18 protein-coding genes and 2 pseudogenes are annotated in these 15,149 nt (G+C 65.0%); 15 read left to right on the top strand and 5 right to left on the bottom strand.

The window, feature by feature from the left end:
- Positions 1-90: 90 nt before the first annotated feature.
- From DOL89_RS19525 to DOL89_RS25965, 7 genes and pseudogenes are all read left to right on the top strand, one after another.
- Entirely contained in the window at positions 91-369 is a 279-nt protein-coding gene (locus tag DOL89_RS19525) for a hypothetical protein (RefSeq protein WP_162937699.1), read from the top strand.
- Entirely contained in the window at positions 369-1,235 is an 867-nt protein-coding gene (locus tag DOL89_RS19520; protein WP_119681023.1) for a hypothetical protein, read from the top strand. Before DOL89_RS19525 ends, DOL89_RS19520 begins: the two co-directional genes overlap by 1 nt.
- A gap of 5 nt (positions 1,236-1,240) precedes the next feature.
- Positions 1,241-1,915, top strand: a complete 675-nt coding sequence (locus DOL89_RS19515; RefSeq protein WP_119681022.1) for a zinc ribbon domain-containing protein — start codon at positions 1,241-1,243, stop codon at positions 1,913-1,915.
- Between the two features lie 397 nt (positions 1,916-2,312).
- A complete protein-coding gene (locus DOL89_RS19510; RefSeq protein WP_119681021.1) occupies positions 2,313-3,296 on the top strand; it encodes a glycosyltransferase family 4 protein in 984 nt (327 codons plus the stop codon).
- A gap of 130 nt (positions 3,297-3,426) precedes the next feature.
- Positions 3,427-3,561 (top strand): annotated as a pseudogene (locus DOL89_RS19505) (plastocyanin/azurin family copper-binding protein); the annotation flags it as partial.
- A gap of 15 nt (positions 3,562-3,576) precedes the next feature.
- Positions 3,577-4,092: pseudogene (locus tag DOL89_RS19500) on the top strand (multicopper oxidase domain-containing protein); the annotation flags it as partial.
- Positions 4,065-4,274: a copper resistance protein B gene (locus DOL89_RS25965; RefSeq protein ID WP_119681018.1), complete on the top strand. Its 210-nt coding sequence runs from the start codon at positions 4,065-4,067 to the stop codon at positions 4,272-4,274. The pseudogene DOL89_RS19500 and the gene DOL89_RS25965, both read left to right, overlap by 28 nt.
- A gap of 22 nt (positions 4,275-4,296) precedes the next feature.
- Here the strand turns inward: DOL89_RS25965 and DOL89_RS19490 are convergent, their stop codons facing one another.
- From DOL89_RS19490 to DOL89_RS19475, 4 genes are read right to left on the bottom strand one after another with little or no spacing between them, the layout of a single operon-like run.
- Complete coding sequence (locus DOL89_RS19490) at positions 4,297-4,986, bottom strand: MotE family protein (protein WP_119681017.1); 690 nt, start codon at positions 4,984-4,986, stop codon at positions 4,297-4,299.
- 11 nt (positions 4,987-4,997) lie between these two features.
- Complete coding sequence (locus DOL89_RS19485) at positions 4,998-5,495, bottom strand: DUF6468 domain-containing protein (protein ID WP_162937698.1); 498 nt, start codon at positions 5,493-5,495, stop codon at positions 4,998-5,000.
- 28 nt (positions 5,496-5,523) lie between these two features.
- Positions 5,524-6,600: a flagellar motor switch protein FliM gene (gene fliM, locus DOL89_RS19480; protein ID WP_119681015.1), complete on the bottom strand. Its 1,077-nt coding sequence runs from the start codon at positions 6,598-6,600 to the stop codon at positions 5,524-5,526.
- Between the two features lie 9 nt (positions 6,601-6,609).
- On the bottom strand, positions 6,610-7,089 hold the full coding sequence (locus DOL89_RS19475; RefSeq protein ID WP_119681014.1) for a flagellar basal body-associated FliL family protein: 480 nt from the start codon (positions 7,087-7,089) through the stop codon (positions 6,610-6,612).
- Between the two features lie 194 nt (positions 7,090-7,283).
- On the opposite strand from DOL89_RS19475, the gene fliF reads away from it, so the two are divergent.
- From fliF to DOL89_RS19435, 8 genes are all read left to right on the top strand, one after another.
- Positions 7,284-8,945 (top strand): flagellar basal-body MS-ring/collar protein FliF, encoded by a 1,662-nt coding sequence (fliF, locus tag DOL89_RS19470; protein ID WP_225889992.1) that lies wholly within the window; start codon positions 7,284-7,286, stop codon positions 8,943-8,945.
- Positions 8,945-9,616 (top strand): FliH/SctL family protein, encoded by a 672-nt coding sequence (locus DOL89_RS19465; protein WP_119681012.1) that lies wholly within the window; start codon positions 8,945-8,947, stop codon positions 9,614-9,616. The genes fliF and DOL89_RS19465 overlap by 1 nt, the downstream gene beginning before the upstream one ends.
- A gap of 26 nt (positions 9,617-9,642) precedes the next feature.
- The gene (gene fliN, locus DOL89_RS19460) at positions 9,643-9,993 is read left to right on the top strand and encodes a flagellar motor switch protein FliN (protein ID WP_119681011.1); all 351 of its coding nucleotides are present in this window, start codon (positions 9,643-9,645) and stop codon (positions 9,991-9,993) included.
- A 125-nt stretch (positions 9,994-10,118) separates the two neighbouring features.
- The gene (fliP, locus tag DOL89_RS19455; protein ID WP_119681010.1) at positions 10,119-10,916 is read left to right on the top strand and encodes a flagellar type III secretion system pore protein FliP; all 798 of its coding nucleotides are present in this window, start codon (positions 10,119-10,121) and stop codon (positions 10,914-10,916) included.
- Positions 10,913-11,239, top strand: coding sequence for an EscU/YscU/HrcU family type III secretion system export apparatus switch protein (locus DOL89_RS19450; protein ID WP_119681009.1), 327 nt, complete (start codon positions 10,913-10,915; stop codon positions 11,237-11,239). Before fliP ends, DOL89_RS19450 begins: the two co-directional genes overlap by 4 nt.
- Before the next feature lie 14 nt (positions 11,240-11,253).
- On the top strand, positions 11,254-12,276 hold the full coding sequence (locus DOL89_RS19445) for a flagellar motor switch protein FliG (RefSeq protein ID WP_119681008.1): 1,023 nt from the start codon (positions 11,254-11,256) through the stop codon (positions 12,274-12,276).
- Between the two features lie 13 nt (positions 12,277-12,289).
- Positions 12,290-13,768, top strand: coding sequence for a hypothetical protein (locus DOL89_RS25060; RefSeq protein WP_162937697.1), 1,479 nt, complete (start codon positions 12,290-12,292; stop codon positions 13,766-13,768).
- Positions 13,769-13,915: 147 nt separating this feature from the next.
- Positions 13,916-14,152: a hypothetical protein gene (locus DOL89_RS19435; protein ID WP_119681006.1), complete on the top strand. Its 237-nt coding sequence runs from the start codon at positions 13,916-13,918 to the stop codon at positions 14,150-14,152.
- 48 nt (positions 14,153-14,200) lie between these two features.
- Here the strand turns inward: DOL89_RS19435 and DOL89_RS19430 are convergent, their stop codons facing one another.
- A complete protein-coding gene (locus DOL89_RS19430; RefSeq protein WP_162937696.1) occupies positions 14,201-14,809 on the bottom strand; it encodes a hypothetical protein in 609 nt (202 codons plus the stop codon).
- Between the last annotated feature and the right edge of the window lie 340 nt (positions 14,810-15,149).

The raw sequence follows: 15,149 nt of genomic DNA, 5'->3' as shown, positions 1-15,149 counted from the left end.
CGACGAAGAGGCGGCGCGTGCATGGTTCGAGCAGTCCCGGTGACCCGACGGCCCCGTGTATCCTGCCTGCGGCTCCGTAGCGCCGTCAAGATGGCCGATATGCTGGGCGTGTCCTCCGAGACGGCTTGGCATCTCGATCATCGGATCAGGGCCATGATGGCGGAGCAGAACCCGCTGCTTTCGGTCATCGTCGAGATTGACGAGACCTACGCCGGGGCACCGCCGCGCAAGCGAGCCAAGCCCGAGCACAAGGATGACGACAACGAGCCGCCTCCGGCCAATCCGAAGGGGCGTGGAACAAAGCGGCCGCTGCTGCTGGTCGCGGGGGCGATGTCGTCACGCGGGTCATCCCAACACATAACCGCCTGATGGCACGGACCAAGCCCGCCCATCCGCCCGTCATGCTGCCGTCGAACCTGACGGTGAGCAAGGAGCAGGCGGTGCTGGCCCTGCTGCGGGCCTATCGGGCTGGTGCGGTGCTGCTGGGCCGCGAGCAGTGGCGGCTGTTCTTCGAGACGGGCCGGTTCGACAGGAATCACGACGTGGACAAGGTAACCTTCGCCGCCGTCATCGGCGCGGCCAACCGGGTCCAAATGTGCCGCTATCAGGTCGTGGTGCAGTTGCAGGGCTGGGTGAGCAACCGGGCCAACGAGTTCCGCGATACGGTGAACGCCAGCAGCCTGCCGTCCGACACCAAGCACATGCTTCATACCATCAACCGCGCGGGCGCTTGGTTCTCCCGCACGGACGTGGTGATGAAGGGAACGGGCGAGATCATTTCCGTCGAGATCCGGCGGCTGGCCCGGTCGATTACGCACCATGTCATGAGCGAACACCGCCCTCCGGACCTGTCCCGCATCTCCATGCGGCTGGACCACCGGGTGGGCTCCATTGCTAAGCCCGTAAAGGCGATGCAGGGCGGCCAAGTCGGTTGGTGGGTCAACCTCTCCACCAGGGAGAAAGGGCGCAAGATCGCCGTCCCACTGCTGATCCATGCTTACCATGACCGGAGACCCGGCCGGGCCACCGACGGCATCCAGGTCAACCAGCGTGACGGACGGCTGACCTTCGGCATCGTCACCGACATGGGGGAGTCCTGTACCGCCTCCCGCGCAGCTTACGACGGCAGCGGCGTGATCGCACTCGACTTCGGCTTATACATGCTGTTCGCCACCAGCGAGGGCCAACTGCTCGGTCAGGGCTGGCTGAAGCAACTCCGGCGCTACGACGCCTGATCTCCATGATCGCCGCCAGCCAGCAGAGAGCCGGGCGAAAGCCCCGCGACAGCAAGCGGTATCGCGACCTGGTGGACGACATGTGCGGGTTCCTGCGCACCGAGATCGGTCGCGTGCTGAACAAGCTCGTGGCCGGCGGCAAGCCCGCAGGACCGGTGCTGAAGCGTCTGGATTTCCGGCACTCGGATCTGTCCCGCCGCCTGAACGCCATCCTGCGCAACTGCGGGCGGTCGATCATCAAGGCTAGGCTGGCGGACATGAAGGACCGCCACGGCATCACGTCCACGGAAGTCAACCCGGCCTACAGCAGCCAGACCTGTTCCTGCTGTGGCTACGGGGACAAAAGAAACCGCCGCGACCAGAGTACCTTCAAGTGTCTCTGGTGCGGTAAGACAATGCATGCCGACCTCAATGCGGCAGCCAACATCGAAGTGCGCCGTGCGCACCCTAACGGTTGGCTGTTCCAGAGCAAGGCTGCGGTCCTCGCCGACCTCGTGCGCGGGTTCGGTGAGCGACGGGTCAGGGCATTACGCTCTAACCGATCCGGGAGCCGGGGTGCCCCCGCCGACCCGCGACTGGCAAACCCCTACTTCGGTAGGGTGAAGCCAGTCATGGTGAGGTCCATCGGAAGCCGTAAGGTTCCCAAATCGCCGAAAACTCGAGCCCTTGTGGCTGCCTGAGTTAAAGCGATAGTGCCCTCTCCTGAGATATGGTCGCCCGCACGGGAACATGGCCATGTTCCCGTATGCCGCAACGTGGCGCGGTCTGGTTCCCGCCGTCCGTTGAATGCCGCGGGTTGTGTTGGATTCACCCCTGTGCAGATTGGGTAATCAGGACGCGATTGATCCCACTATTCCTCTGATAAGCCTTTGCTACTGAGCCAACCCCACTTTCTACACGTTACACTGTCCTAAAAATGACACATGGGGTGGACGGGTGCCTCATCTGCTGCACGTCTTTCCCGGATTTGGTATCGACGGGCCGCAGTTGCGGCTTGGGCGGCTTGCCGGTCTAATCGGTACCGGGGAAATCCGGCATACCGTTGTTTCCCTGAACGGGGACACGGCAGCTCGAATCATGATCCCCGCTGACATTCCCATGAATGTACTGACGCCGGGCTCGGCAAGGTTGCTGAACCATGCTGGCGTCAAACAGTCATTACTGGACGAAATGCGGCCCGACATTCTTCTGACCTATGGTTGGGAAGCGTTGGGCTGGGGTAGGGCCGGCCGGGGCGGGCACACCGTGCCACACATCCACATCGAGGATTCGGTGGATGTGGCGGAAATAGCGGACGCGGATCATCCAAGAATGCAGGAACGGAGGGCCGCCCTGTGCCAGGGAATTCAAGTTGTAGTTCCCTCCAAGGCTCTGCACCGCATTGCTTCCAGCCAATGGCGGGTACCGCAGGACAAGCTGCACCACATTCCGAATGGGATAGATGCCTATCGGTTTGTCCGTCCTCCTTGTGAAGCAACCCTGGAACGGCTTGGCGTACGGGCAGGCGATTTGGTGCTTGGCGCCATCGCCCCCCTGGTTTCTGGGCAGGGCATAATCCGCCTGCTCCGCGCCGTATCCCAGCTTCCGACGGCGGCGAAGCTGCTGATCGTCGGCGATGGGCCTGATCGTGGCGATCTTGAGGGAATGGCCGATGCCCTGGGGCTTACGGGTAGGGTGATCTTTGCCGGACGCCTGCGCCGGCCGGAACTTGTCCTGGGACGCTTCGACCTGTTCGCACTGACATCCGATGCGGCACAGATGCCACACGCATTGATGGAAGCCATGGCCGCCGGGCGGCCGGTGGTCGCGCCGGCGGTCGGCGACGTACCTGAGATGGTTGCACCGTCCAACCGACCCTTCATCGTCCCGCCGCAGGATGTCATGGCTTTGGTCCGGGCGATGACCGATCTGCTGTCCAGCCCGGCTCTCCGGGCCAGGATCGGTGCTGCGAACCAAGCGCGGGCATTGGCCTTGTTTCCGACTGAAGCCATGGAGCGCGGCTATCTGGATCTGCTGAGGCGGACGGGAGCGTTCAGCCGCAGCGAGGTGGTGGCTGCCTGAGCTAAGGGCTGCGGACGCACTTGGCTTGTGAGCGGATAAGACAAGCCTATATTATGGGTCCAGATAAGATCGGGCGCGGTTCCAGACACATTCTCCATGAGTTGGCATCGATGGACATGCAGCCATCGCGACCCTGCTGGTCGAGCCGGGCGGCACGGAGGAGGTGGCATGGACCTTCACTGAAGCCGGAACACTGGAATTCGCATGCTCGATGCCCGGTCATTACGAAGCCGGAATGGCTGGCGGCCTGCACGTGTCCCGCTGATCGGAGCCATCGGAAATGAGCAGTTCAGACAGGGGGCTAAGCCGGCGGGATGCGTTGCGTCTGGCCGGAGTGGCTGGGCTGGCCGGCGTCTTTACCATTCATCCCGAACGGCGGAGCTTCGCGTCCGCCGATCAGACGCTGGACCTGCTGGTCCAGCCGACCCGGATCACCATCGACGGACGGACCAGTCCAGCCATCTCCATGGGGAGCTCCATTCCGGCCCCAACCCTCTTCTGGCGGGAGGGACAGGAGGTGGTGATCCGGGTCACCAACCGTCTGGCGGAGCCGACCTCCATGCACTGGCACGGCCTGTTGCTGGAGGGGGTGATGGACGGCGCGCCGGGCTTCAACGGGTATGAGGCCATCCCGCCCGGCGGCACCTACACCTACCGTCTCAAGCTGCGGCAGGCCGGCACCTACTGGTATCACAGCCACTCCGCCATGCAGGAACAGGCGGGGATGTATGGGGCCATCGTCATTGAGCCTGCCGGCCGCGATCCGATCTGGGCCGATCGGGACTATGTCGTGCTGTTGCCGGCTTCACACATGCCGGTGCCGGCATCCGGCTGAAGTATGAGATCGCGCGGAAGTTCGCGCCCTATGTGGGCCTGGCCTGGGAGAGGAGGCTGGGCCGTACGGCCGAACTGGTCCGCACGGAAGGCGAAGAGGCGGACAGGCTGTCCCTCGTGACGGGCCTGTCCTTCTGGTTCTGACCGTTTGCCGACTGCAGCGCCGCTACATCCGCGGCACCGTGGTCAGCGGCAAGGCTTCGGCCGATTGCGGCGGCGGGCGGTCGCCTTCGAACTGCCGGCGCACGGCCAGCATCCGGGTAAGGTCGTTGACCTTGGCAGCCTCCATCTCCGCCAGGATCGGGGCGGCCCGGCGCTCTTCCATCCGATCCAGCAGGCCGACGACGATTTGCGTTTCCGTGCCGTTCAGCAGGCGCGCAGCATCCTTTGGCTTCATGTTCCCATAGATGGCGACCAAGCGGTTCAGGTCCGCCTCGGCCATGACGCTACGGCGGTCGACCAGGGCGGCCACCTCGACGCGAACCGATTCGAGCGCCGCAACCTGTTCCGCGGCCCGCTGCCGGACTGCCTCCAGATACTCTTCCATGAGTTCAAGTTCGGCTGCACGGGCGTCCAACGCCTTCCGCTCTGCGGCCAGCAGATCGACCAGGGCCGGAGAGCATGAGTTGACCGGCTGGGCCGCCGGTGCTGGCGTTTGCTTTTCTCCCGGCTGCAAAAGGTCGGTGAATCCGGGTTCCCGCCGCGAAGCCGGGGCCTCAATGGCGGCCGGGGTATTTGCCTGCGGGGTAGGTTGGGCGGAGGCTGGACCGAACAGGCCGGCCATGCCGCTGGCATAAAGCGGAACCGCAATGGCGGAAGCGGCAATAACGACGGGAAGAAGACGCGGGCGGGGCATGTAACGCTCCGTCAGAGGGCGCGGATGGTGTCGCGGAAAAGGCGCATCGCTGTACGCTCACCTTCCGGGCGCAGCTTTTCCGTCCAGCGCGGCTCGACCGGGGCAGGCACGGAGGCCGCCTGTTCTTCACCGGTGTCGGCCTGGGCGGTAGACGGAGGCCGGACCTCCGGGCGGGGGGACTCGGACCGGGTAGCGACAGCCGGGGCGGCAGCTTTCATTTCGCCAACGGCCGGTTCCTCCGACAGCCGGTCCAGAAGGCGCGCGGCGGCGGCGCACGTGGCATCGATGTCCGCTTTCAGGCGCTCTGCCTGTTCCAGGGATCGTCCCAGGTCGCCGGCCATGGACTGCGCCGCGGCGCGCAGGGCGGTGATGGACTTCTCTGCCGAATCCACATTGTCGGAGCAGGCGCGCAGGAGGCCATGCAGTTCTGACTGTGCGCCGCGTAGCGCGCCGAGGCGCTGGTTTAAACGCGCCAGATAGATGAGCGTGCCGAGGAACAGCCCGGCCATGCCGAGACTGAGCAAAGGGCCGAGCGCGTCAGCGGTTATTGAGAAGGCCATGGATCACCTCATCCTGGGCGCCGAGGTCGGCATCGATGCGCAGGGCCAGCCGGCCATTTCGCTGGCCCATGTCGCCCTGGAACATGGGGACCTGCCCGCAGCTCAAGGTGACCTTCGCGTCGGGCCGGAGTTCCAGCCGCAGTTCCGTGCCCTTTTTCCAGGACAACAAATCGGTCAGGCTGACCTGCACGCTGGCCAGCACGGCCGAGAGGTCGACATTAGTCCGGCGCAGCTCCGTCTTCAGGTGGGATTCCCACATGCTGTCGCGGCCGAACTTCTCACCCATGAACATCTGCAACAGCAGGTCTCGGACCGGCTCCAGAGCCGCATAGGGGATGGCGATGTTGATGAACCCGCCGCGGCCGTCGAGCTGGACCTGAAAACGCGCCGTGATGGTCGCGTTGTTTGAGCGGGTGATCACCGCGAATTGCGGATTGGTTTCCACCCGTTCCGGCAGGAAGCGCACAGCCGACAGGGGGGCGAAGGCGGAGCCAAGATCCTTCAGCACCAGCTTGATTACCCGCTCTGCCAGCGCCCGCTCGATCACCGTATAGGGCCGCCCATCGATAGGGGCGGGCTCGCTGCGGCGGCCGCCCAGCAGAATGTCCACGATGCTGTAGATCAGCTCACTGTCCACGGTCAGCAGAAAGTTGCTGTCCCACTCCTCCGCCTTGACGACGGAGATCAACGAGGGCAGGGGCACATTGTAGAGGAAGTCGCCGAAACGGACCGACTGGATGCCGGCGACGCTGACCTCGACATTGCCGGAAGTGAGATTGCGGAAGCTGGTGTTCAGCAAGCGCACCAGCCGGTCGAAAACTACATCCAGCATTGGAAGTCGGTCGTAGTTCACGAAGCTGGAATTGACGATCTGGTCGATGACGCTGCGCTTGCTGGGCGCGCTGCTGTCATCCAGGTTCAGCAGACGGTCGATCTCCGTCTGGCTCAGAACGCGCTCAGCCTCGGCGGCGAGCGCGGTTTCCCAGACGATGGACTCGTCATCGCCCTCGTCCGTCATGCTGCCGACCGTGCTGTCGATGCTGGTGTCGCTCATGGCTTGGCCCTACTGCAGGATCAGAGTGCGTAACAGGACGTCATTCACCTCCACAGGCTCCGCCAGCAGACGGATGCGATGGATCAGGTCGGCGCGGAGCTTCTCCAGTCCCGAAGCACCTTCCAGATCGTGCTCGTCGAGTTGGCGCAGATAGGGGGTGAGCCCGTCGATAATGACCGGCTCCAGCGCTGTCAGCTCTGCAATCTGATTGGATGGGACCCGGAGGGTCAGGCCGATTTTCATCAGCTTGACCGAGGCGGTCTGGCGGAGATTGACGGTGAGATCAGCCAGCTGATGGAAGGTAGCGGTCGGTGCGGGCGTCGGCTCGGCCAACTGCTCCCCGATCCAGTCGCGCCAGATGCCGGCTCCAAGCCCCACAAACCCGGCACAGAGCCCGGCTGCGGCAACGATCAGCAGACGCCGCCGCCTGACTCCATCCTGCGGCGGTGAAAGCTGCTTACTCATCCGGTCGAACGTGCTTTCAGCCATCTGTCCTGTGCCCCGGAATTCAGTTTTCAAGCGAAGCGCGCAAGAAGAACCGAAGTATTTTATCCAGTTTTCTCTTCAGCTGCCCGCCGCCGTTTTTTACGCCCGTTAAAAGAGGCCCGGCTAAGGTGCATTCTGGTTGCGGTCGGAACATAGCCGCGGCCGGTTTCCAGAAACGTTAAAGATCCGGTGGCGTGGTGGCGAACCTTCTTCAGACACTCCGGGCCTTGGGCCGGCAGCGCCTTATCATCCTGGGGGTTGCGGCGGCTGCCGTGCTCCTGGCCATGGCCCTGGTCGCAGCCGGGGTATCCCAGCCGCGGATGGGGCTTCTCTATGCCGGGCTCGACGATGCGGAGGCTGGCCGGATTGTCAGTCAACTTCAGGCCATGAAAGTTCCGCACGAGGTGGCCGCCAGCGGCACCATCCAAGTGCCGGAAGCGCAGATCGCCCGGACCCGCATGATGCTGGCGCAACAGGGCCTGCCCAGCGCCGGCGGTGCTGGATACGAACTGTTCGACGATCAGGGCGCGCTCGGCCTCACCTCCTTCATGCAGCGCTTGAACCGGGTGCGGGCGCTGGAAGGGGAACTGGGCCGGACCATCCAGACCCTGAACGGCGTAAAATCCGCCCGCGTCCATCTTTCACTGCCGGACCCGGAGGCATTCAGCCCGCAGACGCAGCCGGCCAGCGCCTCGGTCGTGGTCCGAACGGCGGGCGCCGGGCTTGACCGCGGCCAAGCCCTGGCGGTCCGGCACCTCGTTTCCGCCGCTGTGCCGGGCCTCGCTTCAGGGGCGGTCACGGTGATGGACACAAACGGCGTCGTGCTGGCGGGCGATGGCCAGAACGATGGCGTCGCCTTGGTCCGGGCGGAGGAGATGCGAGTCTCCGTGGAACAGCGCATGGCGCGATCCATCGAGCAGATGCTGATGCCGATGTTCGGTCCAGGGAATGTCCGTGTTCAGGTGGCAGCAGAGGTGGATCTAGGCCGCGAGACCCTGCGGGAGCAGACTTTCGACCCCAACAGCCGCGTCGCGCGCTCCGTCCAGATGGTCGAAGAGCGGGAGAACTCCACCGACCGTACGCTGGATCAGCCGACCACGGTCGAACAGAACCTTCCGTTGGAGGACGTCAACAACGCTTCAGCCACGGCCCGGAGCGAAAGCCAGCGCGAGGAAGAAACGACCAACTTCGAGATCAGCTCCAAGCTGCGGGAAAGGGTGCAGGACGCCGGTGAAATCCGCCGCCTCGCCGTTGCCGTCGTGGTGAACGGGAGTTACGCGACCGGTGCCGATGGTCAGTCCACCTACACGCCCCGCACAGCGGAGGAGCTGCGCCAGGTCGAGAATGTGGTCCGTACCGCCATCGGCTTCTCCGATAGCAGAGGCGATATGGTCACGGTCGAGAACCTCCGCTTCCTGGCAGAGCCTGCGCCGGAGATGACGGCGGATGTTGCCGCGCCGACCGGGCTCGGTCCGGACTGGGCCCGCCTGCTGCAATGGGCTGTGGCAGGCATCGTGGCGCTGATCCTGCTGGCGTTGGTTCTCCGGCCGCTGCTTCAGCGCCGCACGGAAGCGGCCGCGACACCTGCACAGGCCGCCGACGGCACCCCCCAGCTCACCGATGCGCGGGCCGAGACCGATGCGCCCCAACTCACCCATGCCGGCGGCACTGCTCTCGCAGCCGCCGGTGCAGCTGGCGAAGAGACAACGCTGGAGCGGGAGTTGGAGGAGCTGATCGACCTCCGGTCCGTCGATGGCGGCGTAAGCGCTGCGGCGCTGAAGCGGCTGGCCAGCATCGTGGACGAGCATCCCGAGGAATGCATCACCGCGCTGCGCACCTGGATCTATGAGGGAACGTGATGACCCGCCCTTTCCTGTTCGACACGCATTTTCCGGCGGATCTGGTGCCCGAGGGGATCGATCCGCCAGCCCTTGAACCAGTCCTTGGCGGCTTTACGGAGGCCGATCTGGAAGCGGTTCGCGACCGTGCCTTCAAGCAGGGGCTGGAGGTCGGTGAGCGCGACGGGTTCGAGCGCGGTGTCCAGAATGCCCACCAGTCGGCAGAGGCGCAGGCCGCCCAGACCCTTGCAGCGGTGGAGACCGCGCTGAAAAGCGTCGCTGGCAGCCTGCACGGCTTCCAGGCGGAACTGGAGCACGATGCGGTCAAGGTGGTGACGGCGCTGGTGACGCGCTTGGCGCCGCCGCTGCTCGACGCGGTGGCGGAGGCGGAACTCGATACGCTGGTCCGGGAGACGTTGGAGGCTGCCATCGGTCGGCCCTGCCTACGCCTGCGGGTCGCGCCATCTGCCCTGGAACGGCTCAGCCGCGATCTCGCGAAAGTCCAGGAAGCGGCCGGATTCGGCGGTGTCGTGGACCTGGCGGCCGACCCATCGCTGCCGCCCGGCACCGCCCGGGCGGACTGGGGCGCCGGCGGGGCGGCCCGCGATCCCCGCACCGTCGAACGTCAGGTGGCGGACGCCGTCGCCATCGCGGTCAGCCGCCTGACCGTCCGCGCCCGTGACTCCCATTGAACAGAACAGCCAGCAAGGACCAAACCATGACCACGACCCAGACGACCTTTCCCCCTGTCAGCGAGACGGCCTCAGCCTCGATCACGAGCGCTCCGGCCGAAGACGCCGCCGCGGTGCAGGAGCGGGACGAGATGCGCGCCATCTTCAACGTGCCCGTCAATGTGCAGGTGGTCTTGGGCCGGACCCAGATGCCGGTCAGCCAGCTCCTGAAGCTCGGCCGCGGAGCGGTGGTGGAGTTGAACCGGAAGGTGGGAGAGGCGGTGGACGTCTATGTCAACGACCGGCTGATTGCCCGTGGCGAGGTCGTGATCGTGGATGACGGCAACCTGGGCGTCACCATGACGGAAATCGTCAAGGCGGATCTGGGCCTGTTCTGACGCACAGGCGGGCGGGGAGCGGCGATATGCGGATCGGGGCCGGCAGACGCGCTTCCACGCTTTCATTCCCCAATCGGCATCTCTGCGCGGGATCAATCCCTGCGACGTCCAGAAGGACGATTTCCATGTATTTCGGGCGCTTGCTTCTCCTCCTCTCCCTTACCATCGGGCTCATGACGGCCGCCGCACCGGCGGCGGCGCAGTCGCTGACCATGGATATGGGCGGAGAGGGCAGTTTTTCTGGCCGCTTGGTTCAGATCGTCGCCCTTGTCACCGTGCTGTCGGTTGCGCCGGGCATCCTGGTCATGGTCACCAGCTTCACCCGCATCGTGGTGGTCCTGTCACTGCTGCGCTCGGCGCTGGGGCTTCAGCAGACGCCGCCGAACATGGTGCTGATCGGGCTCGGCCTGCTGCTGACCGCCTACATCATGGCGCCTACCCTGGACCGGTCCTGGAGCGAGGGGGTGCAGCCGCTGGTGGACGGCCAGATCACGGAGGAACAGGCGTTCGAGCGGGTGGTGGAGCCGTTCCGCGATTTCATGGCGGTTCATGTACGGCCGAAGGATCTTGCCGTTTTCCAGGCCTTCCAGAACGGTGCGGAGCCGGCTGCGCCGCCGTCCGTGATCGCGCCGGCCATAGCGGCCGATCCGCATACCGAAGCCGCCGCGAGACCGGACCTGCGTACTCTGATCGCCGCCTTCGTGATCTCCGAACTGCGCCGGGCGTTCGAGATCGGCTTCCTGCTGTTCCTGCCCTTCCTGGTGATCGACATGATCGTGGCAGCGGTGCTGATGGCCATGGGCATGATGATGCTGCCGCCGGTGATCATCTCACTGCCGTTCAAGATCATCTTCTTTGTCCTGGTGGACGGCTGGCTGCTGGTGGCGCAGAGCCTGGTGCGCAGCTACGGGGGTGTCGGATGACCGCGCCTCCGTTCCGCCCGGCCGCCCGAGCCGCCGCCCTGCGGTATGACCAAGGCTCCGACGCCCTGCCGCACGTGGTGGCCAGCGGGCGTGGCGCGGTGGCGGAGCGCATCGTGGCGCTGGCCTTTGCCAATGGCATTCCCGTGCGGGAGGATTCCGACCTTGCTGCCATTCTTGCCGCTGTCGACGAGGGGGCGCAGATCCCGCCCGAGGCCGTCATTGCAGTGGCGGAGGTGCTGTCGCACCTCTATCGGCTGAATCGCTGGCTGGCCGCGGAGCGCGCCAGTTCCCCAGTACAATCCCCCGGCCCCGACCAGGCCTGACCGTGGAGTGAGCAATGCTGAAAATCCGTAGCGATGTGAAGTCTCTGTCCGGCCTGGAGAAGACAGCCGTCATCCTGCTGGCGCTGGGGGAAGAGCGCGGGTCCCGCCTGATGGAACGGCTGGAGGATGACGAAATCCGCGATGTCTCCTATGCCATGGCTGGGCTGGGCACCGTATCCGGCAAGGTGGTCGAGCGGCTGATCCGGGATTTCACCGAGCGCTTCGCCGGCACGGGCGAGATTGCGGGCAGCTTCGACTCCACCGAACGCTTCCTCGCCAAGTTCATGCCGGGTGATCGGGTCCAGGAAATCCTGGCTGAGTTGCGTGGTCCGGCCGGCCGGACCATGTGGGAGAAGATGTCGAATGTGAATGAACAGGTGCTGGCAAACTATCTGCGCAACGAGCACCCGCAGACCATCGCCGTGGTGCTGACCAAAATCCGTCCGGAACATGCGGCCAAGGTCCTGGCGCTCCTGCCGCAGAACCTGATCCAGATGGTGGTGGGCCGCATCATCAAAATGGAGGCGGTGCCGCGAGACGTGCTGGAAGATGTGGAGAAGACCCTGCGCAGCGAGTTCATGGCCAACTATGTCCGGACCCACGGCCATGACAGCCACGCCATCATGGCGGAAATCCTGAACCGCACCGACCGGGAGCTGTTCGACAGCATCATGGAGCCGCTCGAGCGCAAGCTTCCAGAGAGCGCGCAACGGATCAAGCAACTCATGTTCACCTTCGAGGATCTGGCGCGTCTGGAGCCGCCTGCCATCCAGGTCCTGATCCGCAACTGCGACGGGGACCAGCTTGCCTATGCGCTCAAGGGGTTGGACAATTCGTTGCAGGAGGTCTTCCTGTCGAACATGTCGGAGCGCGCCAGCAATCTACTGCGCGAAGAGATCGAACTCATGGGGGCCGTGCGTGCGCGCGACGTGGAGGATGCGCGCAATGGCATCCTGCGCACCGCCAAGCAATTGGCGGAGGATGGCAGCATCCTGATCACCCGCCAAGGCGATCCGGCGGCGCAACTAATCTACTGACCGGCAGGCTCTCATGTCTGACAAGCTGGGCGGCCCGGCTGGGGTGGGGAGCATTGGCGGCGTGGACAGAGCGCCGACAGCAGGCGTGCGGCTTCCCACGGTACAGGCGGTGATCATCTCCCGCCCCCCGGACCTGTCCGGGGGCGGCCCGCTGACTGTGAGCGGCATTCTGGGCAGCGCCACCCCGGATGGGCTTCTTCCTCTTGCGACCAAGTCCGGAACAGTCCTGCTACGGCCATTGCCGGGAGCGTGGCCGGCGGCCCTGCCGGGCAGCGAGCTTGCAATTACCTTGGGTCCCGGAAGCCGTGCGAGCGAGGTGGTCGTCCGGGCCGAACCCGGAAGCCGCGCGCCGACGCTCCCGACAGGAACCGGCCCGGTCAGCGCGCGGGCTATCGGCGGTGCGGAGGCGGGGCTGCGCGGCATGCTGATGCCAGCATTGCGACATGCTGCGGATGCGCCGCAGCCTGTGAGGGTAGGCCAAATGGTCCAAGGGCAAGCAGCGGCCGGGACGGCAGGTCCCGGCGCGCAGCCGAACATGCCGGGATCGGCCCATGCGCCAGCGGCCAATGCCGGGCTTCTCGCGACCACGGCGGCGGCGAACCAGCGCAATTTCACTCCGCCTGCAGCGCCGCTTCAGGCCGGCGACGGGCCGCGCCTTTCGGTCGGCGTGGAAACGGCCCAGGCGGTGGCAGGAGTACGAGGAAGCTCGCCAAGCCAAGCCGGCGATCTGATGCGACAGGCCGGTCTTCGGCCAAGTGGCGCGGGGAGCCGGTCTGACGCATCCTCGAGCGGGATCGGCGTGGCTGCCGAACCGCTGCCTGACGAAGCTCCATTGCCGCCGCGTCCAGACCAGCAGCTACTTGCCGCCTTTGCCCATCCGGGAATAATGGCGCGCATGGCCGCGCTGCTGCCACGACCCGACCGTTTGGGCGGTCTTGCCCTGATGCTTTACCTGATCGGCGTGCGCAATGGCGGGGTACGAACCTGGATCGGAGAGGAGGGGCTGCGGCACCTCACCCGCGCCGAGACGGCGGCACTCAATATGCTGGACGCGCAAATGGCCGAGGAGCAGCGCATCACGCCCGACGGCCGGAGCTGGTCGACCGTTCTGGTTCCCTATCTGGACGGAGAGGAGCTGGGTTCGGTTCTGCTGGCCACGGCAATGGATCATGGTCCCATTTATCGGGAGGAAGAGGACATCACCGGGCCGCAGGATATCGTCCCGGCTTCCACCCGGTTCGTGGTCGGCCTGAATTTTGGCGAACTTGGCGCTGTGCAGATCTGCGGCAGGATGGCGGGGAGGGAGCTGGGCCTGATCCTCTCCCTGGCCGCGGAACCGGAGCCACCGGTCCGGGCCGCCTTCGAAGCCGTGCTCCACAGCGCGCTCAAAACGGTTGCTGAAGGCCGACTTGGCATAAGGTGGGGCACCGCGCCTGAAATGCCGGAACTGATGCCGTCAGGCCGGTCGTCGACCTGCGAAACCTCCACCTAATCGGCGCGATATCCGCCGGAAGTTGAAGAGAATACGAGGCATTTTTAAACCAGCTTTAACCGCGGTCGTATTAAATTTTATCCAACGACGGCGCGACGACCGGCAGAACAGATCCGGTTGCCAGTCCCAACATGGGGGACCTACCCAATGAGCCAGGCATCTTCCCTTCGCAGCGAACTCCACGATCTTCTCGACCTTGCGGCCGATTACAGCGATGAGCAGGGTCTCTCGCGATTGATGGAGATGCTGACCTGCCTCGCTGAAGGTGCGGAACTGGCGGACTGGCGGGTGGAAGTGCCGGAGGGACTCGATCACGTCCCGGCACTGCACCGGCGCCACATGCTTCAGGACCTGCTGACGGTGGAAGCCGCGGGGCGCTGCTGACATAGAGAGCGCGGGAGCGGTGTTGCGCACCCGCAGCTCCGCTCCAGTTCAACTCTGGCCGCGCAACCGCTTTTCGGCTGCATCCAGAACGTCCCAGAACTCCTTGAAAAGTTCCGCCCGCATGGCGTGGGTCTCATCCCGCGGGGCAGTGTCAGGATGGAAGCGCCGGGCAAAGTCGCATTTCAGTTGGGAAACTTCGCGGGCCGCGACGACCATGTCCGACAGCCGCACCTTGTCGTCGGCGGGATCGGCCTGTGCAGGCGGCGGAGGAGATGTTGGATGTACGTCCTCGTCGCGCGCCGCCGCCGCATCGTTCAGCACCCGCATACGATCTCCCGGCAGGGGATTGAAGTGGCGGACGATGCGCGGCGCTACCTGGCTATCAAGGCAGACATAGGTGGCGGCAAGGCGGCCTAGTCCCGGCACCCTCGCCACCCGTGCCTCGGCCGGAAAGGTAAAACGCTCACCGCTTATGGCGACCAGATCGATGTCCACCGAGAAGCGGCGTCCGGCAACAATCTCCCCATCCACGCCATCGAGCAGGAATCCGTTCAGACTCCAGTTCATGATCCTGAGCGTATGGCCGTTCACCTTGGCGCTTCCGGCCTTAACCGGTTCGCGCAGTTGCCGGCGCTTCTCCAGGAACGTCATGCGCACGGGATGGTCTCCTTCCGCACCCATGCTGTCATGACGCCGCTTAAGCAGCCGTAAATCACATCGCGGACGCACCGGCTTTGATCCGGATACCAGTCGGGGAGAGTGAGATTTCACGCTGAAGTGCGACAGGCGAGGGGGGGGGAGGCTAGCGGTTTCTGGAGAGCGCTTCCAGCTGAGCCGCGAATACCTCGGCCGGGGTCATTAGAGCTGGCTCCATATGGCGGGAATCGCGAGGGATTTCCGATGGTCTGAATTTCTGATTCAGCCCGCATGCGGGGTTTGGAGGCTGGCCTGGGACGGGGTGTCGACTTTCGAAGGATCTTCGTCGCCGCGTAGTTGC

It is taken from the genome of Indioceanicola profundi (assembly GCF_003568845.1).
Classification (GTDB): domain Bacteria; phylum Pseudomonadota; class Alphaproteobacteria; order Azospirillales; family Azospirillaceae; genus Indioceanicola; species Indioceanicola profundi.
Note: the sequence above shows the minus strand (reverse complement) of the source record. Positions and strands in the feature narration are given on the sequence as shown.

Bases quoted from the DNA above. Each gene is read 5' to 3' on its own strand.
- DOL89_RS19525 (WP_162937699.1), top strand. From the start codon at position 91: ATGGCCGATATGCTGGGCGTGTCCTCCGAGACGGCTTGGCATCTCGAT.
- DOL89_RS19520 (WP_119681023.1), top strand. From the start codon at position 369: ATGGCACGGACCAAGCCCGCCCATCCGCCCGTCATGCTGCCGTCGAAC.
- DOL89_RS19515 (WP_119681022.1), top strand. From the start codon at position 1,241: ATGATCGCCGCCAGCCAGCAGAGAGCCGGGCGAAAGCCCCGCGACAGC.
- DOL89_RS19510 (WP_119681021.1), top strand. From the start codon at position 2,313: ATGATCCCCGCTGACATTCCCATGAATGTACTGACGCCGGGCTCGGCA.
- DOL89_RS19490 (WP_119681017.1), bottom strand. From the start codon at position 4,986: ATGCCCCGCCCGCGTCTTCTTCCCGTCGTTATTGCCGCTTCCGCCATT.
- DOL89_RS19485 (WP_162937698.1), bottom strand. From the start codon at position 5,495: ATGGCCGGGCTGTTCCTCGGCACGCTCATCTATCTGGCGCGTTTAAAC.
- fliM (WP_119681015.1), bottom strand. From the start codon at position 6,600: ATGAGCGACACCAGCATCGACAGCACGGTCGGCAGCATGACGGACGAG.
- DOL89_RS19475 (WP_119681014.1), bottom strand. From the start codon at position 7,089: ATGGCTGAAAGCACGTTCGACCGGATGAGTAAGCAGCTTTCACCGCCG.
- DOL89_RS19465 (WP_119681012.1), top strand. From the start codon at position 8,945: ATGACCCGCCCTTTCCTGTTCGACACGCATTTTCCGGCGGATCTGGTG.
- fliN (WP_119681011.1), top strand. From the start codon at position 9,643: ATGACCACGACCCAGACGACCTTTCCCCCTGTCAGCGAGACGGCCTCA.
- fliP (WP_119681010.1), top strand. From the start codon at position 10,119: ATGTATTTCGGGCGCTTGCTTCTCCTCCTCTCCCTTACCATCGGGCTC.
- DOL89_RS19450 (WP_119681009.1), top strand. From the start codon at position 10,913: ATGACCGCGCCTCCGTTCCGCCCGGCCGCCCGAGCCGCCGCCCTGCGG.
- DOL89_RS19445 (WP_119681008.1), top strand. From the start codon at position 11,254: ATGCTGAAAATCCGTAGCGATGTGAAGTCTCTGTCCGGCCTGGAGAAG.
- DOL89_RS25060 (WP_162937697.1), top strand. From the start codon at position 12,290: ATGTCTGACAAGCTGGGCGGCCCGGCTGGGGTGGGGAGCATTGGCGGC.
- DOL89_RS19435 (WP_119681006.1), top strand. From the start codon at position 13,916: ATGAGCCAGGCATCTTCCCTTCGCAGCGAACTCCACGATCTTCTCGAC.